We start from the raw sequence: 20,067 nt of genomic DNA, 5'->3' as shown, positions 1-20,067 counted from the left end.
CAACAGTTGGCGAGCGGGGTCATCCCGCCAGATGAGTCTGTATCTTCTTCAGGATGCGAGGGGGTGGACCCAGATCCACGTTTGCGCCCCAGCCCTTGTGAGAGCTTTTCAGGACAGGGGGTGTTACGAACGCTCCCAGCGCCATGCAGGCATTGCGTTCCGGTTCTCCCCACTCGTGGTCTCTGCGTTGGCACCTCACCTTCCTGATCGGCGGGACGCTCCTGCCCCTGGTTGCCTTCTCGGCCCTGGTGGTGCTGCAACTGGCGGGCGAGATGCAGCACTCCATCGAGCGCCGCCTGCAGCGCTCGGCCCATGTGATGAGCGCCTCCTTCGAGCGGGAGGTGGCCGCCACCGTCCGCACGCTCCAGGCGCTGGCGGAGTCGGCCTCGCTGGAGCGGGATGATCTCGAGGGCTTTCGCGCCGAGGCCTTCCGCGTGAAGCGGACGCAGCCGTCCTGGCTCACCGTGCTCCTGCTGACGCCGGATGGGCGGCAGGTCGTCAACCTGAACTCCTCGCTGGACAGGCCGTTGCGCAGCGCGACAGAGCCCGAGAGCGTGCGCAAAGTCATCGAGACCCGCCAGCCCGTGGTGGGACGGATCGCGCAGAGCCCCATCAGCCATGAATGGGCCTTTCCCATCCGGGTGCCGGTCATGCGCGAGGGCCAGCTGCGCTACGTGCTCACGGCCGTGATTCCCCCGCGAGCGCTGGCGGAGGTGGTGACGCACCAGCAGCCGGCGGAGGAGGGGGAGTTCACCCGCACCATGGTGGACAGCGAGGGCCTCATCGTCTTCCGCACGCGCGATCCAGAGCGCTTCATCGGCAAGGCCGCCACGACGGGTTTCCTACAGAACATCCTGGCCTCCACCGAGGGGGTGTTCCGCAGCGTCACCCTGGAGGGCACACCCTCCTATGTGGCGTTCAGCCGTTCCACCTTGTCGGGCTGGACCTCCGCCGTGGTGGTTCCCTCGGGGGTCATCGACGGGCCTTTCTGGAGGTCGATCTGGGCCATCGCGGCCACCGGAGCCCTGGCCATCCTCCTCAGCGCGGGAGGCGGGCTCATCTTCGCCCGGCGCTTTGCCCGTGGCATCCGCTCGGTGGCCGAGGCGGCGGACGCCCTGGCGAACGGGGAGGAGCCACGCATGGCTCCGTCGGCCATCAAGGAGGTGGACCGGGCGGGCCGCTCGCTCGTGGTCTCCGCCGAGCGCCTGCGCCAGCACGCGGCGGAGGAGCAGCGGGCCCGGGAGGGGCTCGAGGAGGCCGTGCGCGCCCGGGACGAGTTCCTCTCGCTCGCCTCGCACGAGCTGAAGACGCCGCTCACGTCGCTGATGCTCCAGACGCAGCTGGTCCAGCGGCGGCTGGAGCGCAACGAGCCTCTGGCGCGCGAGGCGGTGGGCCGGCAACTGGACCAGACGGCCCGGCAGACTCAGCGCCTGGCCCGGCTGGTGAATGACATGCTCGACATCTCGCGCATCTCCGCCGGCAAGTTGGCGCTGGAGTGGGAGACGTTCGATCTGGACATATTCGCCAGGGAAGTCGTCACCAAGCTCGGCCCGCAGATGAGCGAGGCTCGGTGCGATGTGTCAATCCAGTCCATGGGGGCCGTGGTGGGGACCTGGGACCGCTATCGGCTCGAACAGGTCCTCACCAACCTGCTCACCAACGCAGCGCGCTATGGCGCGGGGGAGCCGGTCGAGGTCTCCGTGGGACAGAGGGAGCGCGAGGCGGTACTCCGGGTGCGCGACCACGGCCGGGGCATCGATCCGGCGGATCACGAGCGCATCTTCCGGAAGTTCGAGCGGGCGGTGGACGCCCACGAGGTGAGCGGGCTGGGGTTGGGGCTGTTCATCGTCCGGGAGATCGTCGAGATGCACGGGGGGGCCATTCAGGTCGAGAGCGCGCTGGGACAAGGTGCTACCTTTGTGGTCGTTCTGCCCCTCCGGGAGCCTGTGGGCCTGGGGGACGTCTCAAAGGAATCCCTCGGATGAGTTTCACCACCAGCGTGTTGCTGGTTGCGGGCCAGCCGCCCGACCCCGTGCTCCTGGGGACCGTCCACGCAGTGCTGGGCGGGAAGGCGGTGCACGCTGCCACGGGGGATGAGGCGCTCTGGTGGGCCCAGCAGGAGGATTTTGTCGCGATCCTGATCGAGGCCGCCCAGACACGCGCCCGGAGTGGCTTCGAGCTGGCGCGGATGTTGCGAAGGCAGGATCGCGCCCGGCACACGCCGATCCTCTTCCTGACGGATGCTCCCCGGGACGTGATGGGGCTGTGCCTGGGGCAGGACGTGGGGCTGGTGGACTTCCTGGCCAAGCCGGTCGAGGCCGATCTGCTCCGCGCGAAGGTGGCGGCGTTCTCGGAGCTGTTCCGCGCGCGGGAGGAGCTGAAGCATCAGGCGGTGAGGCTGCGCGAGGAGGAATCGGCGCGGCGGCAGTCGCTGGCAGAGGAGCGGCAGCGCTTCTTTGCTCTCGTGGAGAACTCGCCGGACTTCATCTGCATCGCGGATGTGGCGGGGGTGCCCGTGTACGTGAATCCGGCGGGGCGCCGCATCGTGGGGCTGGGACGGGAAGACGATGTGGGGCGCACCACCCTGTTGGATTACTACGCGCCCGAGGCGCAGACCCAGGCGCAGGAGACCATCATCCCCGGGATGGTGAGGGATGGGCGGTGGGAGGGCGAGTCTCGCTTCCGGAACTTCAAGACGGGGGCCTCCATCCCCGTGTCCGACACCCACTTCAGCATTCAGGATCCCTCCACGGGGCGGGTGATTGGCTACGGCACCATCACCCGGGACATCTCCGAGCAGCGGCAGGGTGAGAAGGATCGCGAGCGGATCCTCAAGGAGCTGGGCGAGGCGGTGCGGCTGAGGGACGAGTTCCTCTCCGTGGCCAGCCACGAGTTGAAGACGCCGCTGACGCCGCTGAACCTGAAGCTCCAGGCGCTGGAGAGCGCGGCGCGGGCGGACGCGGAGGCTCCACTCGCCCGGCGGTTGATGAAGGACGTGGACATGATGCGCCGTCAGGTGAGGCGCCTGGCGGACCTGGTGAATGATCTGCTGGACGTGTCGCGGATCTCCACCGGGAGGATGAAGCTGACCTATGAGCCGCTGGATCTGCCTCAGCTGGTGCAGGAGGTGGTGGCGCGCTTTGACTCCGAGGCCGAGCGAGCGGGGTGCAGGATCGAGTTCACCGCCGAGAGCGCCATCCCCGGGGAGTGGGATCGGCTGCGGCTGGAGCAGGTGCTGACGAACCTGTTGTCCAACGCGCTCAAGTACGGCGCGGGCAAGCCTGTGCACGTGCAGGTGCGCTCGGGCGTCACGCGCGCCTGGGTGCTGGTGCGGGACGAGGGGATTGGCATCGCGGCCGATGCGATCGAGCGCATCTTCCAGAAGTTCGAGCGGGCCGTGCCCACGCATCACTACGGTGGACTGGGGCTGGGGCTGTACGTGACCCAGCAGATCGTCGATGCCATGGGAGGCGAAGTGCGCGTGGTGAGCACGCAGGGGCAGGGGGCCACCTTCACGGTGGAGCTGCCTCGTCACCCGGGGCGCGAGCAGATGGGCGGCACCTAGGAGCGGCGCGCGGCGAACGACACCTGCCCGAGGGCGTCCGTGAGTGCGCGGAGCGGATCCGCTGGCAGCTCGCTCGAGCGCCACGCCACGTAACCATCCGGCCGGATCAGCGAGGCTCCTCCCGCTCCGAGGCCGAAGGCCTTGTGGAGCGCCTCCGGATCCGATGGGCGCACGTCCGCGCCGATGCGCAGGCTCTCCAGCGGGAGCCCCAGTTGCCGGGCCGCGAGCGTCGCAGCGGGAGCCCATCTCTCGTCTTCCGCGAGCAGCACCCAGGAGCGCTGGAGCAGATCGAGAGTGGACAGCCGCTCGCCGCCCTTGGAGATCCACAGGTGCGGAGCACGCGTGCCGGGCTGCCCGGCCCACTGGTCGGGACGCTGGGCGGGTGGGAGATCGTCGCTGGTGCCGAGCACCGCGGCCGATCGGTACAGCTGACCGAACTCCATGGCGGCATCGTCGATGATCTTCGCGTCCGCGGCGGTCCCGGCCGCCTCTGCCTTGTAGTCCGTCCGGACGAAGATCTGCTGGTGCCGGAGCCACGCGATGGGCCGTCGCTCCGCATCGTAGGTATCGAGCAGTTGCGGCGTCGACGCGCCGGATAGGACCGCGGACAACTTCCACGCGAGGTTGTGCGCATCGTCGATGCCGGTGTTCGCGCCATAGCCTCCCCGGTTCGGCGGCAGGGTGTGCGCCGCATCCCCGGCGAGGAACACCCGGCCGGCCGAGAAACGGTCCGCGATCAATGCGCTCAGCTCCCAGCGGCCCGTGGTGATGAGTTCGATCTCCAGGTCCGATCTGCCGATCGCCTTGGAGACCAAGGTCCTCAGCGTGGGCTCGTCGCGCTCCTCGTCATCCGAGAACATCAGCACCCAGCGGCCATCTCCATAGGTGGTGAGGAACGCGCTGAGCCCCGGCTGTTCGATCTGGAACTGGGAGACCCCCGCTTCCAGATACTTCTCGAGCGGAGCCCGGAACAGGACGCTGCGGACGACCCGCATGGTGCCACGGCCCTGGCGGCCGATCCCCAGCGCCTCGCGGATGGGGCTGCGGTGGCCATCCGCCGCGATCACATAGGCCGCGCGCATCGTGTATTCGCGCCCATTGCGTTCGCGCAGCCAGACCGTCACCCCGTCGGCATCTTGCTCGAACCGGATCAGCTCGGTCTCGAGCCGGATGTCCGCGCCGAGCGCGATCGCCTTGTCGCGGAGGATGGGCTCCAGGCGATCCTGGGCGAGCGCGGCGCCCGAGCACGGCGAGTATTCGATCGGCGATGCCTGGGGATCCTCAGGGGTCCACGAGGATTCCTCGAACCACTTTCCGGCGAGGCTCTCGACCCGGGCCCGGCGCAGCCGGAAGTCGGGCGGGGCCTGGGGGATGCGGGAGCCAAGCCCCACCGCTCGAAAGAGCTCCAGCGTCCGTGGAGTGAAGCCGATCGCACGCGGATGCGGCGAGCTGCCAGGGTGCCGCTCGACCAGCACGGTCGGCACCTTTCGCCACGCCAGGAACATCGCGGCAGACAACCCGGCCAGCCCACCTCCAACTACAAGTACTGAAGTGGAGTTCACGTCGAGAACCCGTCCTTTCAGATACGGTGTATCATTCGATACAGTGTATCGGAGAAGGGTGGTTGTCAACCGTGTTCCCCTGGAGGCAAGACGGGCCGCGATGAAAGAGAAACCCCTGGAGGCGGGTGCCGGGCTTGTGTGGGAGCGTCCGGAGCCCCCTGGCCGTACCGCTCCCGGTCCGCTGAGCCGGGACGGGATCGTTCGCGCCGCCATGGCGATCGCCGACGCGGAAGGGCTCGTGTCGGTGTCCCTGCGCAAGGTCGCGGCTGCGCTCGATGCCGGGCCGATGCGGCTCTACGGCTACGTGGCGACGAAGGAAGAGCTGCTCGATCTGATGGTGGACGCGGTGTACGGGGAGATGGTGTCCGCGGGGCCGATTCGCGGCGAGTGGCGCGAAGCCCTTCGGTCAACGGCTCACCGCATCCGGGGGGCCGCCGGGGCGCACAAGTGGTTCATCGAGCTGGTGGCGGTCGGCCGTCCCAACATGGGGCCCCATACCCTGGCGTTTCTCGAGGCTTCACTGGCCGCCTTGAGTGATGCCCCGGGTTTCAAGGACATCGACACCATTCTTCATGCCGTCCGAACCGTGAGTGTCTACGCGATCGGCGCCATCCAGAGCGAGGCTCGCGATCTGCGCGTCGAGCGGGAGAGTGGCATGGACGAGGCGCAGTGGCAGGAGTCCTTCTGGCCCTACCTCCAGCGGGTCATCGCCACCGGTCGCTTTCCGATGATCGCCCGGGTGGTTCGAGACGCAATCCACCCGAAGCCGGAAGCCATGTTCGATCAGGGCCTGGACTGCGTGCTCGACGGCATCGCAGCTCGGCTCTCACGCTGAACGAGGGCGCCGCGCCAGCTACAGCTTCTCGTCGATGGCGCGGTTGCTCATCTCGTCGGCTGCGGCGTTCATCGCGCGCGGCACGTGGACGAGCTTCACGCGGGAGAAGTCGTTGAGGAGCTTCACGGCCTCCTCATAAAGGGGACGCAGGGAGGGGCTCTTCACCTGGTAGCGGCCGCTGAGCTGGCGGATGAGCAGCTCGCTGTCGGCGAAGAGCTCTATCTCCTTGGCGCCCAGGGTCTTGGCGTGCTTCAGGCCGAGCAGCAGCCCCATGTACTCGGCGTAGTTGTTCGTCTGATGGCCCAGGTACTTGCCCACCCTCGCCACCACCTGGCCGCCGGGCTCGATGAGCACCGCACCTGCGCCACTGGGGCCCGGATTGCCGCGAGCGGCTCCATCCGAGTACACCCTCAGGCGGGGCGTGGCACCGCGAGGCTCCTCGGCAGCGGGTGCAGGCGCGGCGGCGGCAGGGGCCTCGGCGCGGGGCTCCGCCGTTCCGGCCGCGAGCTTCTCGGCGGCTTCTTCCAGGAGCTGACCCAACCGCTCGCGAGTGAGCCCGCGAAACGCCCGCACCGTCGCCGTCAGCGGCTCCTCGCGCGCGATGTGGCGGAGGATGTCGGCCTCGGTCGGCTTCGGCATGGCGGGCGGAGAGTGACGGGCGCGGCTACTTCGAGGTGGGCTCAGCGAGCGCTTCCACCGCGAAGATGATGCGGTGGCACGAGGGGCACACGTCCGTGCCCAGCGAGGTGCGCAGCTGGTTGTAGAGCTGCGGGGGCACGTTCATGTTGCAGCCCTGGCAGGTCCCCGCCACCACTCCGACGAGCGCGGGCAGCTTCTTCTTGCGGATCGTCTCGTAGCGGCGCAGCAGGTTGGCGTCCACGTGGGTGGCCACCCCGGTGCGCTGTCCCTCGAGCGCCTTCACCTGGCTCTCGGCTTCGGCCAGCTTGGTGCGAAGCTCGCCCATGCGCGTCACCAGCTGCTGCTGGCGGGAAGCGAACTCCGCTTCCTTACCCTTCACGGTTTCGCGCGTGGCGCCGAGCGTCTTGGTGAGCTCCACCAGCTCGTCCGCCATGGTGAGGTTCGCCTTCTTGGCGATGTCGATCTCCCGCGCCAGCGCGGAGTACTCGCGAGTGGAGCGCTGCTCAGCGAGCCGCGCCTCCCACTTCTTCACCTTGTCCTTCTCATCGGCGATGTTCTGCTCGAGCTGGAGCTTCTGGCGCTCGATATCGGCGAGCCGGTTGCGCTCGGCTTCCATGGCGCTGCGCGCCGTGCCCAGCTCGCGCTCCAGCTCAGCGATCTGCCGGGGATGGACGTCCGCGGCCTTGCGCAGGCTGGCGGCTTCCATGTCCACCTTCTGCAGCTCGGCCAGAGCCTTCAGTTTCTCCCGCAATGTTGCTGCCTCCCACGAGGACCACACCGGCGTGTGGCCTGCGCTCATCTACCAACAAAACGTATTGGGGTCCAACGCCCAGATGACTCCGTGTTCATCCTTCACCCCGGAGAGGTGGGGTTTGAAACGGATCCTCGGAACCGTTAGACGGGCTCCGTGCACCCTGCTCACACCCTCGGCGCGCTCGTGCTGCTGGCACTGGCGCCCGCCTGCCGACCTTCCTCGGAGTCCAACCCGTCGCAACCTGCCTCCACTCCCACCCCGGCGCCCGCGCGTCCCACCGCGGCGCCTGTCGGGCGGGGGATCATCGAGGGAGTGGTGCGGTTGACTGGTACCCCGCCTCCTCCTCTGCGCTACGAGACCACCCCCAGCGCCGCCCCCACCTGTGGCGTGGACGTGGCCGATCGCTCGCTCACCGTGGGAGAGGGAGGCGCATTGGCGCAGGTCGTCATCTCGCTGGCGGATGGGGCCTCGCTCCCAGCGGATGGCTTCACCCCGCCGCCGCCCGCCGTCCTGGACCAGCGCAAGTGTGCCTACGAGCCCTACGCCGTGGCGGCCCGCGCGGGCACCTCGCTGGAGGTGCGCAACTCGGATCCCGTCATGCACAATGTGCGAGCGGTGGCCGGCGCCCAGTCCGTCTTCAATGTGGCCATGCCCCTGGAGGGGATGACCCTGCGCAAGCCGCTCCCGGCGGCACCGGGCACCGTCCACGTGAGGTGCGACGTCCACCCCTGGATGCGCGCCGTGGTGCGCACCTTTGATCATCCCTTCTTCACCACCACGGATGGCCAGGGCCGGTTCCGGCTCGAAGTCCCGGCGGGGACCCACACGGTGGTGCTGTGGCACTCGCGCCTGCCCGAGGCCTCCAAGCCGGTGACGGTGAAGGCCGGAGAGACCGTTCGCCTGGAGCAGGATTGGGGGGTGGGAGACCTACGCTCGGAGGGGGAGGGTCAGAAGTGACGCCCCACTGTCCGATCCGGGCACAGTATTCCCTGACTACATGCCAAAGCCTGGGCACTTGAGGAGGGGGCTTTCCCCCAAGCCAGCGGAATGTCGAGAATCGAAACCCGGATTCTGCCTTGGCGGCAAAATTGCTATTTAGTGGCGTGAATCGAGCTGGGAGAGGTGGCCCATATGCAAGCCAAGAAGCGAGCACAGAATGGAGCTGAGGTCCGCACCGAGGACGCCAAGGCGCCCCGACCGGTGGGGATGCAGGCCATGGGACCCACGCTCTATGAGCAGATCCGCCGTGTCCTGGTGGAGATGAAGCTGGTGTCCGAGAACTGAACAGGACGCCGGGTCGTCGCGGGAGCCCTCTTCAAGGGCCCCGCGCGCAGTAGGAAGCACCGGGCTCCACCTTTCGGGGAGCCCTTTCCGAGTGAGAACGCGCTGGGGTGGTGGAGACCCACCCCCCGCTCAGATCTCCTCTTCGTCCTCGCTGGCCTCGCTAGGCTCGTCGTCGAAGGAGTCGAGATCCTCCTCCTCCTCGGAAGCCTCTGGCTCCTCGGGCTCCGGCTCGATGACCTTCGGAGCGGCGGCCAGTCGGCTGCGGCGTCCTTCGCTCGCAGGCTTGAGGGCCGGGCTCTCGCGCTGGTCCGCCCCACACTTGGGGCAGAGCGGATCCGGCTTCTTCATGTCATAGAACTTATTTCCGCACTTGAAGCAGACGTACTTTGTCCCGAGGTCCTTCGCCGGCATCTCGCCACCTTCTGCAAACGAGGAAAGCTGAAACCCAAGGCGCGGGTGCATAGTTGGCCCTCGCGAAGGAGTCAACGGGACGTTTTGCACCAGAAGACTCTGGAGTAGCATCCCCCACCCGTTTACAAAGAGCGCACCGGTCGCCCCCCTTGAACTTCTCCTGTGACAAGTGTCAGAGGCGGTACTCCATCGCGGACGAAAAGGTCCGCGGGAAGACCGTCAAGATCCGTTGTAAGAACTGCCAGAACGTCATCTCGGTCCAGGGTCCGCCCGCCGAGATGGAGGAGAGCACCCGCGTGGTGTCTCTCGCCGACGTGGAGCGCATCCGAGAGCAGGAGCGCGCGCTGTCCGCCGCGTCGAGCGCCCCGGCTGCCGCCACTGGCGGCAACCCGTGGGAGGAAGAGCCCACCCGGGCCGCTCCGCCTCGGCCGGCGGCGGCTCCCTGGTTCGTGATGGTGAAGAGCAAGCAGGAGGGCCCGCTGGACGAGGCCGGCCTGCGAGCGCTGGCGGACAGTGGCGCCATCAACCCGCGCAGCTTCTTCTGGCAGCAGGGCATGGCGGACTGGAAGCGGGGCGCGGACCTCGCGGAGCTGGCCGGTGTGTTCGCCGCGCCCGCGGCCCCCGAGCCTGCTCCCGCGCCGCCAGTGGCCCCCGAGCCGGCCACCGTGGCCGCACGGGGTCAGCGGGGAGCCGCGGCCCGGGCTCAGCCGGTGCAGGAGGAAGAGGATCGCTCCTGGGACAACGTGCCCACCACGGTGGGACGGGCCCCGGCGGCGGCGGCGAAGGAGCCGTGGGATCTGGATCCTCCGGCGGCCGAGCAGCCTCAGGGACGGCAGGCGCAGCGCCAGCAGCAGCCGACGTGGGACTTCGACGCGCCCGCGGAGCCGGCGCAGCAGGCCCAGCCGGAGCAGCAGGCGTGGGACGAGCCTCAGCAGGATCAGCCCGCCGAGGAGGAGCAGCAGGATCAGCCCGCCTGGGACGAACCTGAGCAGCCTCAGCAGCAGCACGCCGAGGAGCCGCAGGAGAACTCTCCCTGGGACGAGCCCACGGAGCGGCCCGCGGCCCGCGCGAGCGGCGGCAATGGCTCTGCCAAGGCGGCGGTGGCGGATGATCTGTTCTCGGATCTGGATCTGCCCGACAAGAGCGAGCAGATGGACGACGGTGAGCCGCCGACGAGCGTCACCGGCGAGCCGGATCCGCTGGACTCGGTGCGAGGCAAGCCGGGCAAGGACGACAAGAAGCCCGTTCAGGACACGCGCTACTTCATGGCGAAGTCGGGCGTGACGAAGCGCAACCCGGTGTGGAAGGTGGCGCTCTTCATCCTGATGCCCATCGTCCTGCTGGTGGGCGGGGCGTTCGCGCTGGATCGGCTGAACCTGGTTCCGAAGGTGACGGTGGTGAACGCCCAGGGCAAGCCGGAGCAGAAGTCGCTCCTCTTCTCGGGCGAGGGCGTGAGCGAGCTGAGGGACAGGCTGCTGGGGAAGACGAAGGCCCCTCCGCCCGCGCCGGTACCGGCCCCAGGTCCGGCTTCCAACGACAAGAAGCCGCAGGGTGGCACTCCGCCGAAGACGGAGCCGGGCTCGGTGGACGAGACGAAGGCGGGACCGGACACGGGCAAGTCCGCCGAGGAGCTCAAGGCGCTCTACGGGGATGCGGCCAAGGCCGAAGTGGCTCCAGAGGTGCGTCAGGACGCGGAGGTTGCGGCCAAGGACGCGGAGAGCAAGGGTGGGTTGCCTGCCGAGGACGTGGCGAAGGTGGTGGAGAAGTCCCACGCCGCCTTCCAGGGCTGCGTGGAGACGGAGCTGCGCAAGAACCCGAAGTTCAAGGGCGGGAAGGTGATGTTGGTGGCCACGGTGGGGACTTCGGGCGTGGTGAAGGGCGCGAAGCTGGACCGCAAGGAGCTGGATGGGTCCCCGGTGGGCACCTGCATCAAGAACAGCGCCAAGCGGATGGTCTTCCCCACCTTCAAGCTGGAGGACGGCTCGGGCGAGATGGATGTGGAGATCCCCCTGGTCCTCTCCTCTGGGTCGATGTAACAGGCCGCGCATGTACCTGGGACGCGTCCTCGGCACGGTGGTTTGCGAGCGGAAGTACGAGGGGCTCGAGGGCAAGCGGCTGCTCGTGGTCCAGCCTCTGGACCACAAGCGCGAGCCCATGGGCAGCCCGGAGGTGGCCGTGGACACGGTGTCCGCGGGCCGCGGCGAGCTGGTGTACCTGGTGGGCAGCCGCGAGGCGGCGCTGGCGTTGGAGCCCTCCTTCGTGCCGGTGGACGCCGCCATTGTCGGCATCGTGGACGCGGTGGACGTATGAACCTGTGCAAGGTGCTCGGCAGCGTCACCTCCACGCTCAAGCATCCGGCCTTCGAGGGACGGAAGCTGCTGGTGGTGCAGCCGCTGGATGAGAAGCAGCAGCCCCTGGGCAAGAGCTTCATCGCGGTGGACCACTCGTCCTCGGCGGGGCCGGGGGATGTGGTGCTGGTGATGCGCGAGGGCGGGGGCGTGCGGCAGATCCTCGGGGACAAGACGCTGCCCATCCGCTCGCTGATCGTTGGAGTGGTGGACGAGGTGGACGCGTGAGCGAAGGCTTCGTGCCGCTGCCGAAGCTGCGGGCCGAGCTGGTGGAGACATCCCGCCGCCTGCATGCGAACGGCTGGGTGGCCAACCACGACGGCAACGTCTCGGTGCGGCTCAAGGGCGAGCGGTTCCTGATCACCTGCACGGCGGTGTCGAAGCGGGACATCGACGACGCGTCGCTGCTGGTGGTGGATGCTCAGGGCAAGGTGCTGGAGGGGCGGCGCAAGCCCTTCAGCGAGCTGGAGCTGCACCTGGCCGCGTACCGGGCGCGCCCGGAGGCGATGGTGGTGCTGCACGCGCACCCGCCGGTGGCGACGGCCTTCGGGCTGGTGGGGCAGGAGCTGTCACCCATCGCGCTGCCGGAGATGATGGTGTCGCTGGGGGATCGCGTGCCCACGTTGCCGCGTGCGATGCCTCGGGATCCCGAAGGCGTCAAACGCGTGGAGGCCGCGGCGGCCGACTACGATGCCCTGCTGCTGGCGGGCAATGGCGCCCTGACGTTGGGAGAGGATCTGACGCAGGCGCTGCTGAGGATGGAGCTCGTCGAGCACTACGCGAAGATCCTCATGGCCGCGCGCTCGCTGGGAACGGTGCAGCCGTTGGCTCCGGCGGACGTGCAGAAGCTGCTCGAGGCGCGCAAGAAGGCGGGCCTCGGGCCGCGTCGCTGAAGCCAACCCGAGGGCTACAGGTCGAAGTTCCCGGGAGGCGCCTGTTTCTTCTTCGTCTGGCGTCGTGCCTTGCGCACTTGCGCTCGCAGCTCTTCGGTCGCCTCGGTGTCCACCTGGCCTGTGTCCAGGTCGATGACGTCCCCCTCGCGCACATCCGCGGGCAGTTCGGCGCGAGGCCGGGTCACCTGTCGGCCGTCCACGATCAGTACGGCCAGCTCTTCCTCGAAGCGATCCACCGTGGCCTTCGGCATGGGATGTTCCCTCAGGGGCGGCAGTCGCCGGCGGGCTTGCGCTGCTTCATGGCCTCTTCACGTGAGTTGTACGTGACGAGGTTCTCCGGGTTGATCCGCTTGACGCTCGGGCAGCTCGCCTTGTGGAAGATCGGCTTGTGGCGGCTGGCGTAGTACTTGTCGCCCGTCTCTTTCGCCTTCTTGCTCGTGCGGCTGCTTCGCTCTTCGCCCTTGGAGTTGACCTCCACCACCTTGTCGAAGCGCGAGAGATCCACTTGCGTTGCCTTCGCGCTCACCCCCTTCGCAGGGACCGCCTTCGCGGACTCTTCCGCCGGGGCCTTGGTGAGCGGCACGAGCGGGACAATGGGGTCCAGCTTCTTGTCATCGGGCGAGAAGACATACTGGGTGCTGGGGGACTCGCCGGCACTGATCTTCTGCGGCGTGAGTACGAACTTCTCCCCGTCGCTCACCGCATGCACTTCGCCATTCTCGTCGGTCCGGAAGACGTGCGCGCTCACCGCCTTCAGCCGCTCGATCGTGGCCGGGGCCGGCACTCCCAGCGCCTTGGCCGCTTCGGCGTTGACGCTGATGATGGCGGCCTGTGGCCCCACTTGCTGCAGGAACTCCTCGGTCGTCGCGACGTCCGCTCCATGGGCTCCCACCTTGAGCACCGTGGAACTCAGCTCCACTCCGGCCTTCATCAGCGCGGCCTCCGTCTCTGCTCGGGCGTCACCCGCGAAGAGCACGGACGTCTTTCCATAGGTGAGCCGCAAGACGATGGAGTTGGCTTCGTGCTGCGCGCTCTTGGCGTCTCCGGCGGATGACACAGTGAGCAGGGGCTCGGTGGGCGCGCGAGGCCACAGCACCGTGAGCTCCACGTCTTTCCCCAGCGGAATGCGCGTCAGCTCCTGAGGCTTCGCCGGGTTTGGCGCGGGAGAGAAGATCGCCACCTGCCGCGAGCCCATGGTGGTGAGGAGCCCGTCATACTCAGAAGGGTTCTCGGGCAACTGCGGCTCGATCAACTGGACGGGATCCGTGATCTTCTGCACCACATCCAACGCTCCATAATGGTCCGGGGCAGGGTGGGTGAGGACCACCGTATCCAACCGCGCGGCGAGCAACTCCGGCAGCCGGTTGATGAGGTGTTTGACCGCCGAGGCCGGGCCTGCGTCCACGAGGACGGTCCGCCCCTCGGGAGAGACGATGAGCGCGGAGTCCCCCTGGCCCACGTCGAGGAAGTAGACGTGGAGCTTCCCGTCTGGCGCACTGCCCAGGAAGTGCTTCTCCGGGTTGGCACGGGCAGGTGACGGCGGAGCAGCGGGAGGGGGTTGCTGCTTGCACGCGGCGACGAGCAGCAGCCCCAACAATGGCAGCAGGCGCGCGGTCATGGATTGCAATCCTCAGCGGGACGGCGCTCACGGGCCGCGTCGGCACGGCGGGTGTAGACCTTGCGCTCCTTCGTCTTCGCTCGCTTGAGGGTGGCGCAGTCCTCGCGATGGAAGACCTCGCTGCCCTTGAGGCTGATGAAGCGCATCGTGTTCGAGGGCGCGGGTGCCTCCGTACGCTCGGAGGGCGCAGGGGCCGGCACCTTCCCCGAGGCGGGCACGGGCTCCCGCCCGGTCCGAGCCGCGCCTGCGGGAGCACTCGCGGGGACGGTCTGGCCACTGGCGCTCGGGGAAGAGGCGCTCGCGGCGATGGGCCGTACCTCTCCCGGAACGACCACGCGCGAGGTGCGCCCCTTGGCGGCCTGCAGGGTCACCGTGTTGCCGTCGCTGATCGCCTGGACATCGCCGTCCTGGTCGGTGCGGAACACCTGAGCCCCTACCGCCGCGAGCCTCGACAGTGCCTCCTGGGTGGGGTGGCCATACTCGTTGCGAGCGGCACAGGAGATGACCGCGGCCTTGGGCTTCACGGCCGCCAGGAAGGCCTCCGTGGAGGAGTACTTCCCTCCATGGTGCGCCACCTTCAGCACGGTGGAGGTGTAGTCCGTGTTCTTGCGCAGCAGGGCCTCCTCGGTATCCGCCTCCGAGTCCCCCGAGAAGAAGAACGCCGTCTTCCCATAGGTGAGCCGGGTGACGATCGAATTCGAGTTCGCATCCGAGCGGGTGTTCTTCAGGAACGGCTCGCGCGGGTAGCGCGGCCAATAGACGGTGAGCGTGGCGCCCTCGCCCAGTCCAATGGTGAGGAAGCTGTCGGGCGCCTGGGGGTTCGGTTCGGGCGTCATCACCTGGCCTACCTCCTTGCCCACGTACTCGAGCAGATCCCGGTACGCCGCGCTTGCGTGGTCGAAGCCCGGATCCATGTAGCGCCGGGCCCCCACCGCCTGGATGGCGTCCTTCATGCTCCCCAGGTGGTCCAGGTGCGGGTGCGTCAAAATCACCAGGTCGAGCGGCCCGTGGACGAGTTCCCGCAGCCGGCTGACCAGGTGCTCTCCCGCCTCGGGAGGCCCACCGTCGATGAGCACCGTCTTGCCCGTGGGCGAGACGATGAGCGCCGCGTCTCCCTGGCCCACGTCGAAGAAGTACACCGTGAGGGGCTTGGGAGCGGGGGAGGGCTGCGCCAAGCCTGGCAAGGCCGCGAGGAGGAGGACGAGGAGGCTGAGCAACCGAGAGGGGAACGTCACGGGGTGACTCTAACCCCTCCCACCCCCTGTACGGCACCCGGCAAGCGCCCAGGCGGACCTCGTCCGAATGCTTCCCGAGGGACCCCTATCTGGGCTACATCCGGCTCCATGGCCGAGGCTGATGACGTGAACCAGGTCGTCGACGAGATCGCCGACCGTGTGCGCCGCAGGATGCAAGCCCTCCGAGCAGGCAAGGAGCAACCCTGCACCACCTCCCCCGGGCCTTCGGCTCGGGACTCGGGAGCCTCGCCGCGCGGCGCCGGGGATGGGTCGAGCCACACCGCGAGTTCTGGGGAGTGTGCGCCCTCCTGCGACGTGTGTCCCAACGTGGACAGCTGCGGCACCGTGAACGCGGTGAAGTCGGGCGCGGCGCGCATCTCGCCCGAGTCCATCCGGACCAGCGCGGACATTGCCCCTTATATCGATCACACCCTGCTCAAGCCCGAGGCCAGCCGCGAGGAGGTCATCAAGCTGTCCGAGGAGGCGCGCAAGCACGGCTTCGCCACGGTGTGCGTGAACTCGGTGAACGTGGCGCTGGCGGCGCGCATCCTGGCCGGCTCGAAGACGGTGCCCATCGCCGTGGTGGGCTTCCCGCTCGGGGCGGCGCTGCCCAGCGCCAAGGCCTTCGAGGCGCGCGAGGCCATCCGCTGTGGCGCGAAGGAGATCGACATGGTGATCAACATCGGCGCGCTGAAGGCGAAGGACTACGCGCTGGTGCTCAAGGACATCGCCATGGTGGTGGACGCCAGCCGCCCGCACCCTGTGAAGGTCATCCTGGAGACGAGCCAGCTCTCCCTCGAGGAGAAGATCAGCGCCTGCGCGCTCTCGAAGGCCGCGGGCGCTGCTTTCGTGAAGACGTCCACCGGCTTCAGCTCCGGGGGCGCCACCGCCGAGGACGTGGCGCTGATGCGCAAGGTGGTGGGGGATGACGTGGGCGTGAAGGCCTCGGGCGGCGTGCGCTCGTCCGAGGACGCGATGAAGATGATCCAGGCCGGAGCCAACCGCATTGGCGCCTCCGCGTCCGTGGCTATCATCACCGGCCAGAAGTCCACCGCGAAGTACTAGTGAGGCCCGGGGGAGTGCCGTGACGGACGCTCAGCGAGAGGAACTCCGCAAGCTGCTGCTCGGGTTGCACGCCGAGCTGACCGGCAAGACGCCGCTGAAGATCGAGCCCAACCGGACGGACGACTCGAAGGTGGGCGGCGACGAGGACGAGCAGCCGCTCAACGAGATGATGCAGGCCATCGCCTCCAGCCGGAACCGGAACATGGATGGCGTGCTGGCGCGCGTGGTGAAGGCGCTGGGCAAGCTGCGCAACGACCCGGACAGCTTTGGCGAGTGCGAGGACTGTGGCGACGAGCTGCCGTATGGGCGGCTCAAGGCCATGCCGTACGTGGAGTTCTGCGTGGAGTGCCAGGGCAAGAAGGACAAGCCCAAGGGCGGGCCCACGCGCAAGAAGCTCACCGACTACACCTGAACCCGTCACGCGGGGCCCGGTACGTCCGGGCGAGGAGGGGGACATGGACATCAGCAAGCTGAGGGCGCAGGCGGAAGCGTGGCGCAAGGCGGATCCGGATCCCACCACGGCCGAGGAACTGACGCGGCTGCTGACGGTGGAGGACACGGCGGAGCTGGCGGACCGCTTCGCGGGCAACCTGGAGTTCGGCACGGCGGGACTTCGCGGAGTGCTGGGCGCGGGGCCCAACCGGATGAACCGGGCGGTGGTGCGCCGCACCACGGCGGGGCTGGCGCGCTACCTCAAGGCCCAGGTGCCAGACATCGCCTCGCGCGGCGTGGTGGTGGGGCGGGACGGCCGGAGAATGAGCGCCGAGTTCGCCGAGGACACCGCCAGCGTGCTCGCCGCAGAGGGCATTCCGGCGCTCGTGTTCCCCTCGCTGGCTCCCACGCCGCTGACGGCGTTCGCCGCGCTGCACTTGAACGCGGGTGCCGCGGTGATGGTGACCGCGAGCCACAACCCGCCCGAGTACAACGGGTACAAGGTCTATTGGGGCAATGGCGCGCAGATCATCCCTCCGCATGACAAGGGGATCGCCGCCGCCATCGACGCGGTGGAGCCCGCCAACGAAGTGCGGCTGCTCTCTCCAGCGGAGGCTCGAGCCAAGGGCCTGTGGCGGGATCTTCAGAGCGAGGTGGGTGAGGCCTATCTGAAGGCCATTCTCGGGCTGCGGTTGTACGGGCGTGGCTCGGAAACGCTCTCCATCGTCTACACGGCCATGCACGGCGTGGGCGGCGTGTGGATGGACCGGGCCATCCGGGCCGCGGGCTTCTCGCGCTTCCACACCGTGGCCGAGCAGCAGCAGCCGGATGGCACTTTCCCCACGGTGCGCTTCCCCAACCCTGAGGAGCCCGGCGCGATGGACCTCTCCATCGCCGCCGCCGAGCGCGAGAAGGCCGATCTGGTGATCGCGAACGATCCGGATGCGGATCGGCTCGCGGTCATGGTGCGGGATGGGGAAGGGAAGCTGCGCATGCTCACCGGCAACGAGGTGGGTGTGCTGCTGGGCCATTACGTGCTGACCCAGGGGACGAAGCGAGCCCGGCCCTATGTGGCCGCGACCATCGTCTCCTCGGTGCAGCTCGGACAGATCGCCCGCGAGCTGAACGCCGCCTATGACGAGGTGCTGACGGGCTTCAAGTGGATCGCCAACCGAGCGCTGGATCGCGAGCGCAGCGAAGGCGTCCAGTTCGTCTTCGGGTACGAGGAAGCGCTCGGCTACACCGTGGGCACGGTGGTGCGGGATAAGGACGGCATCAGCGCGGGGTTGGTGTTCGCGGACCTCGCGGCGTGGTGCCAGTCTCGCGGGACGACGGTGCTCGGCTACTTGGAGGAGATCCAGCGCAAGCACGGCCTCTTCGTCGGAGCCCAGCGCAACTTCACGTTCAAGGGCTCCGAGGGCGCACAGACCATCTCGCGCATCATGGAGGGCTTCCGCGCCTCGCCGCCTGAGCGCGTGGGGACCTCCGCCGTCCAGAGCTCCAAGGACTACAAGAAGCGCGAGGCGCGCACGGGTGGCAAGGTGGAGCCGCTCACGCTGCCCTCCTCGAACGTCATCGCCTACGAGCTGGAGGGCGGTGGTCGCGTCACCCTCAGACCCTCCGGCACCGAGCCCAAGATCAAGTACTACTTCGAGTTGAAGGAGACGCTCGGGACCGGCGAGTCCGTGGCCCAGGCGCGTGCTCGGGCGGAGGGGCGCCTCCAGGCGCTCATGGATGCATTCGTGGCGCTGGCCCGCGAGCGTGGCCAGCCTGCCTGAGTCCCTTCGTGCGTTCTTCCCACTCCCACGGGCCGCGGCTTGCGCGGCCTCTTCCCGAGGTTGCCGCGTGAAGGGTCTCGTTCCCGGGTTCTTCCTCTGCTGCGTTCTCGCCTCCACGGCCGCGCTTGCACAGGACGACGAGGTCTTCTATCGCGGGCAGGGCTGGTCCCTGCTCGCCGGAGACACCGTGGGCGCGGGCCAGAACGTGCTCTCCGCCCAGGTCGGCTGGCCCGGCATCTCGCTGGGAGTGCTCCACGGCACCACGCCCAAGCTCGATCTCGGCGGCTTGTTCTCCTTCAACTACAGCCAGGAGGGCATCGCCGACATCGTCGAGCCCGGCTTCAAGTTCCAGGCCTGGGCGCGGCTGATGCTCGTGCGCACGCCGGAGGTGTCCCTGGCGCTCGTCTTCCAGCCCGGGCCTCTCTTCTACTTCCACGATGGAGACACCGACGTGGGCCTGGCCCTACCCGTGGAGTTCGTCGCCGGCATCCCCGTGGGCAGCGCCATCATGCTCAACCTGGCGCTGGACGTGCCCTTCCACGTCTACTTCGGCACGGGGGGCGGCGCTGTCATCCCTCTCCTGGCCGGAGGGGGACTGGAGTACTTCATCGACCGCAGCCTGCAGGTGAACTTCAACGTCCGGGTGGGGCCCTCCATCATCCCGGACGCGGGCAACCGAGGCCTCAGCGATGCGTACTTCACGCTCGAGGCATTGGTGGGTGTGGCCTGGCGGCTCTGAGCCTCCAAGTATTGCTGGCAAACCATCCGGGGGATGCTGGACACGGCTTCAACGTGTCCGACGGTTTGCCGTGCTCGACTGCTGCGTCACTACCAGGAGCGGACCTGCTCCGCGGGGAGCTCCACCGTGAAGATGTTGCCTCCGGTGGGGCGGTTCTTCACCGTCAGCTTCGTGCCCAGCGTCTCCGCGCGCTCGATGGTCGCCTGCAGCGCGTCCTCGACGATGACGCTGGCGCCCGTGTCCTGCACCCGCAGGCGCGGACCGAAATCACCGAACGGATCCGCAGGCTCCACGATGACCCGGAGCACGTGCGCGCGGTTGGCCAGCGCCTTCATGGCCTCGGCCGCCGTGGCCACCATGTGCTCGATGATCTGCGAGAACTGGCGCCGCGGCAGCTCCACCTGCACCGACTCGTTCGGCAGGTGGTAGTGGATGTCCACGTTGTCCAGCCGGCCCTCGGTGAGCATCTGCGCCACCACGTCCTGCGCCAGCTCGCTCAGGTCCAGCGGCAGCGTCTCGCGCAGGTACGCGTCCAGCGAGACGACATTGTCGAAGGTGGCGGAGGCCTGGGGCTGCGCCGTGCCGGTCTGTGGCTCCACCGACAGGGTCTTGCGAGCGGTTACCGTCGTTGCCGGAGTCGCCATCATCTCGCCACCTCACCGAGTGCCGTCTTTGGGACGAACGGGCAGGAGAAGTTCCAAACCGTATTATCCCACCTGCTAGATGCGTGCCGAATTTTTATTCCGAAGTTTTCTTCTCGTATCTCTGGAATTTGCGCGGTTCACCCAGAGATTTCGGTGGCTTATAAGACCACATCTCCTTCCAGCTTTCAAGAAACGAAAGACCCGTCAGAGTAGAAGGGTGGGTCAGTCCTGAATCCTGGTCATTCCTGACCCGGGTGATTTACAC

At 68.1% G+C, this 20,067-nt stretch carries 21 protein-coding genes; 13 read left to right on the top strand and 8 right to left on the bottom strand.

Annotated features, from left to right (window positions below; translation table 11 throughout):
• The first annotated feature begins 143 nt into the window (after positions 1 to 143).
• Together KY501_RS29270 and KY501_RS29265 are read left to right on the top strand one after the other, a co-directional pair.
• Positions 144 to 1,985 carry a sensor histidine kinase gene (locus KY501_RS29270; protein ID WP_224366774.1) on the top strand — a complete coding sequence of 614 codons (1,842 nt, stop codon included), beginning with the start codon at positions 144 to 146 and terminating at the stop codon, positions 1,983 to 1,985.
• Positions 1,982 to 3,565 carry a sensor histidine kinase gene (locus tag KY501_RS29265; protein WP_224366773.1) on the top strand — a complete coding sequence of 528 codons (1,584 nt, stop codon included), beginning with the start codon at positions 1,982 to 1,984 and terminating at the stop codon, positions 3,563 to 3,565. The genes KY501_RS29270 and KY501_RS29265 overlap by 4 nt, the downstream gene beginning before the upstream one ends.
• Here KY501_RS29265 and KY501_RS29260 read toward each other — a convergent pair.
• Positions 3,562 to 5,340 (bottom strand): FAD-dependent oxidoreductase, encoded by a 1,779-nt coding sequence (locus KY501_RS29260; protein ID WP_304608650.1) that lies wholly within the window; start codon positions 5,338 to 5,340, stop codon positions 3,562 to 3,564. The genes KY501_RS29265 and KY501_RS29260 overlap by 4 nt on opposite strands.
• On the opposite strand from KY501_RS29260, the gene KY501_RS29255 reads away from it, so the two are divergent.
• Positions 5,228 to 5,962, top strand: coding sequence for a TetR/AcrR family transcriptional regulator (locus KY501_RS29255; protein ID WP_224366771.1), 735 nt, complete (start codon positions 5,228 to 5,230; stop codon positions 5,960 to 5,962). The genes KY501_RS29260 and KY501_RS29255 overlap by 113 nt on opposite strands.
• A gap of 18 nt (positions 5,963 to 5,980) precedes the next feature.
• Here the strand turns inward: KY501_RS29255 and KY501_RS29250 are convergent, their stop codons facing one another.
• Positions 5,981 to 6,601, bottom strand: coding sequence for a ribonuclease HI family protein (locus KY501_RS29250; protein WP_224366770.1), 621 nt, complete (start codon positions 6,599 to 6,601; stop codon positions 5,981 to 5,983).
• A 25-nt stretch (positions 6,602 to 6,626) separates the two neighbouring features.
• Complete coding sequence (locus tag KY501_RS29245; protein WP_224366769.1) at positions 6,627 to 7,352, bottom strand: zinc ribbon domain-containing protein; 726 nt, start codon at positions 7,350 to 7,352, stop codon at positions 6,627 to 6,629.
• A 156-nt stretch (positions 7,353 to 7,508) separates the two neighbouring features.
• Here KY501_RS29245 and KY501_RS29240 point away from each other — a divergent pair, with 156 nt between their 5' ends.
• Both KY501_RS29240 and KY501_RS29235 read left to right on the top strand, forming a co-directional pair.
• The gene (locus KY501_RS29240; RefSeq protein ID WP_224366768.1) at positions 7,509 to 8,312 is read left to right on the top strand and encodes a hypothetical protein; all 804 of its coding nucleotides are present in this window, start codon (positions 7,509 to 7,511) and stop codon (positions 8,310 to 8,312) included.
• A gap of 174 nt (positions 8,313 to 8,486) precedes the next feature.
• Positions 8,487 to 8,639 (top strand): hypothetical protein, encoded by a 153-nt coding sequence (locus KY501_RS29235; RefSeq protein WP_224366767.1) that lies wholly within the window; start codon positions 8,487 to 8,489, stop codon positions 8,637 to 8,639.
• Between the two features lie 129 nt (positions 8,640 to 8,768).
• Here the strand turns inward: KY501_RS29235 and KY501_RS29230 are convergent, their stop codons facing one another.
• Positions 8,769 to 9,050, bottom strand: coding sequence for a TIGR02300 family protein (locus tag KY501_RS29230; RefSeq protein WP_224366766.1), 282 nt, complete (start codon positions 9,048 to 9,050; stop codon positions 8,769 to 8,771).
• A 149-nt stretch (positions 9,051 to 9,199) separates the two neighbouring features.
• Between KY501_RS29230 and KY501_RS29225 the strand changes: the two genes are divergently transcribed.
• Genes KY501_RS29225 through KY501_RS29210 form a run of 4 tightly spaced genes read left to right on the top strand, consistent with a single transcriptional unit; the run spans position 9,200 to position 12,291 of the window.
• Positions 9,200 to 11,086 carry an AgmX/PglI C-terminal domain-containing protein gene (locus KY501_RS29225; protein WP_224366765.1) on the top strand — a complete coding sequence of 629 codons (1,887 nt, stop codon included), beginning with the start codon at positions 9,200 to 9,202 and terminating at the stop codon, positions 11,084 to 11,086.
• A gap of 10 nt (positions 11,087 to 11,096) precedes the next feature.
• Positions 11,097 to 11,360, top strand: coding sequence for a EutN/CcmL family microcompartment protein (locus KY501_RS29220; protein ID WP_224366764.1), 264 nt, complete (start codon positions 11,097 to 11,099; stop codon positions 11,358 to 11,360).
• Entirely contained in the window at positions 11,357 to 11,626 is a 270-nt protein-coding gene (locus KY501_RS29215) for a EutN/CcmL family microcompartment protein (protein WP_224366763.1), read from the top strand. The genes KY501_RS29220 and KY501_RS29215 overlap by 4 nt, the downstream gene beginning before the upstream one ends.
• Entirely contained in the window at positions 11,623 to 12,291 is a 669-nt protein-coding gene (locus KY501_RS29210) for a class II aldolase/adducin family protein (RefSeq protein ID WP_224366762.1), read from the top strand. The genes KY501_RS29215 and KY501_RS29210 overlap by 4 nt, the downstream gene beginning before the upstream one ends.
• Positions 12,292 to 12,305: 14 nt before the next feature.
• Here KY501_RS29210 and KY501_RS29205 read toward each other — a convergent pair whose 3' ends face one another.
• From KY501_RS29205 to KY501_RS29195, 3 genes are read right to left on the bottom strand one after another with little or no spacing between them, the layout of a single operon-like run.
• Positions 12,306 to 12,542 (bottom strand): DUF3006 domain-containing protein, encoded by a 237-nt coding sequence (locus KY501_RS29205; protein WP_224366761.1) that lies wholly within the window; start codon positions 12,540 to 12,542, stop codon positions 12,306 to 12,308.
• A gap of 11 nt (positions 12,543 to 12,553) precedes the next feature.
• Entirely contained in the window at positions 12,554 to 13,909 is a 1,356-nt protein-coding gene (locus KY501_RS29200; protein WP_224366760.1) for a ComEC/Rec2 family competence protein, read from the bottom strand.
• Positions 13,906 to 15,144: an MBL fold metallo-hydrolase gene (locus tag KY501_RS29195; RefSeq protein ID WP_224366759.1), complete on the bottom strand. Its 1,239-nt coding sequence runs from the start codon at positions 15,142 to 15,144 to the stop codon at positions 13,906 to 13,908. Before KY501_RS29195 ends, KY501_RS29200 begins: the two co-directional genes overlap by 4 nt.
• A gap of 108 nt (positions 15,145 to 15,252) precedes the next feature.
• On the opposite strand from KY501_RS29195, the gene deoC reads away from it, so the two are divergent.
• The 4 genes from deoC to KY501_RS29175 all read left to right on the top strand — a co-directional run bounded on the left by deoC (position 15,253) and on the right by KY501_RS29175 (position 19,158).
• Positions 15,253 to 16,209, top strand: coding sequence for a deoxyribose-phosphate aldolase (deoC, locus tag KY501_RS29190; RefSeq protein WP_304608649.1), 957 nt, complete (start codon positions 15,253 to 15,255; stop codon positions 16,207 to 16,209).
• A gap of 19 nt (positions 16,210 to 16,228) precedes the next feature.
• The gene (locus tag KY501_RS29185) at positions 16,229 to 16,621 is read left to right on the top strand and encodes a TraR/DksA family transcriptional regulator (RefSeq protein ID WP_224366758.1); all 393 of its coding nucleotides are present in this window, start codon (positions 16,229 to 16,231) and stop codon (positions 16,619 to 16,621) included.
• Between the two features lie 43 nt (positions 16,622 to 16,664).
• Positions 16,665 to 18,419, top strand: coding sequence for a phospho-sugar mutase (locus KY501_RS29180; RefSeq protein WP_224366757.1), 1,755 nt, complete (start codon positions 16,665 to 16,667; stop codon positions 18,417 to 18,419).
• A 67-nt stretch (positions 18,420 to 18,486) separates the two neighbouring features.
• Positions 18,487 to 19,158 carry a hypothetical protein gene (locus KY501_RS29175; RefSeq protein WP_224366756.1) on the top strand — a complete coding sequence of 224 codons (672 nt, stop codon included), beginning with the start codon at positions 18,487 to 18,489 and terminating at the stop codon, positions 19,156 to 19,158.
• A gap of 89 nt (positions 19,159 to 19,247) precedes the next feature.
• Here KY501_RS29175 and KY501_RS29170 read toward each other — a convergent pair whose 3' ends face one another.
• A complete protein-coding gene (locus KY501_RS29170) occupies positions 19,248 to 19,805 on the bottom strand; it encodes an ATP-binding protein (protein WP_224366755.1) in 558 nt (185 codons plus the stop codon).
• Between the last annotated feature and the right edge of the window lie 262 nt (positions 19,806 to 20,067).

The organism is Hyalangium versicolor (genome assembly GCF_020103695.1).
Classification (GTDB): Bacteria; Myxococcota; Myxococcia; order Myxococcales; family Myxococcaceae; genus Hyalangium; species Hyalangium versicolor.
This window is presented reverse-complemented; position numbering and strand designations above follow the sequence as displayed.

What these genes read in the sequence shown, in the direction of transcription:
- KY501_RS29270 (WP_224366774.1), top strand. Translation starts at nt 144, where the DNA reads ATGCAGGCATTGCGTTCCGGTTCTCCCCACTCGTGGTCTCTGCGTTGG.
- KY501_RS29265 (WP_224366773.1), top strand. Translation starts at nt 1,982, where the DNA reads ATGAGTTTCACCACCAGCGTGTTGCTGGTTGCGGGCCAGCCGCCCGAC.
- KY501_RS29255 (WP_224366771.1), top strand. Translation starts at nt 5,228, where the DNA reads ATGAAAGAGAAACCCCTGGAGGCGGGTGCCGGGCTTGTGTGGGAGCGT.
- KY501_RS29260 (WP_304608650.1), bottom strand. Translation starts at nt 5,340, where the DNA reads ATGGCGGCGCGAACGATCCCGTCCCGGCTCAGCGGACCGGGAGCGGTA.
- KY501_RS29250 (WP_224366770.1), bottom strand. Translation starts at nt 6,601, where the DNA reads ATGCCGAAGCCGACCGAGGCCGACATCCTCCGCCACATCGCGCGCGAG.
- KY501_RS29235 (WP_224366767.1), top strand. Translation starts at nt 8,487, where the DNA reads ATGCAAGCCAAGAAGCGAGCACAGAATGGAGCTGAGGTCCGCACCGAG.
- KY501_RS29230 (WP_224366766.1), bottom strand. Translation starts at nt 9,050, where the DNA reads ATGCCGGCGAAGGACCTCGGGACAAAGTACGTCTGCTTCAAGTGCGGA.
- KY501_RS29220 (WP_224366764.1), top strand. Translation starts at nt 11,097, where the DNA reads ATGTACCTGGGACGCGTCCTCGGCACGGTGGTTTGCGAGCGGAAGTAC.
- KY501_RS29215 (WP_224366763.1), top strand. Translation starts at nt 11,357, where the DNA reads ATGAACCTGTGCAAGGTGCTCGGCAGCGTCACCTCCACGCTCAAGCAT.
- KY501_RS29205 (WP_224366761.1), bottom strand. Translation starts at nt 12,542, where the DNA reads ATGCCGAAGGCCACGGTGGATCGCTTCGAGGAAGAGCTGGCCGTACTG.
- KY501_RS29200 (WP_224366760.1), bottom strand. Translation starts at nt 13,909, where the DNA reads ATGACCGCGCGCCTGCTGCCATTGTTGGGGCTGCTGCTCGTCGCCGCG.
- deoC (WP_304608649.1), top strand. Translation starts at nt 15,253, where the DNA reads ATGGCCGAGGCTGATGACGTGAACCAGGTCGTCGACGAGATCGCCGAC.
- KY501_RS29180 (WP_224366757.1), top strand. Translation starts at nt 16,665, where the DNA reads ATGGACATCAGCAAGCTGAGGGCGCAGGCGGAAGCGTGGCGCAAGGCG.
- KY501_RS29170 (WP_224366755.1), bottom strand. Translation starts at nt 19,805, where the DNA reads ATGATGGCGACTCCGGCAACGACGGTAACCGCTCGCAAGACCCTGTCG.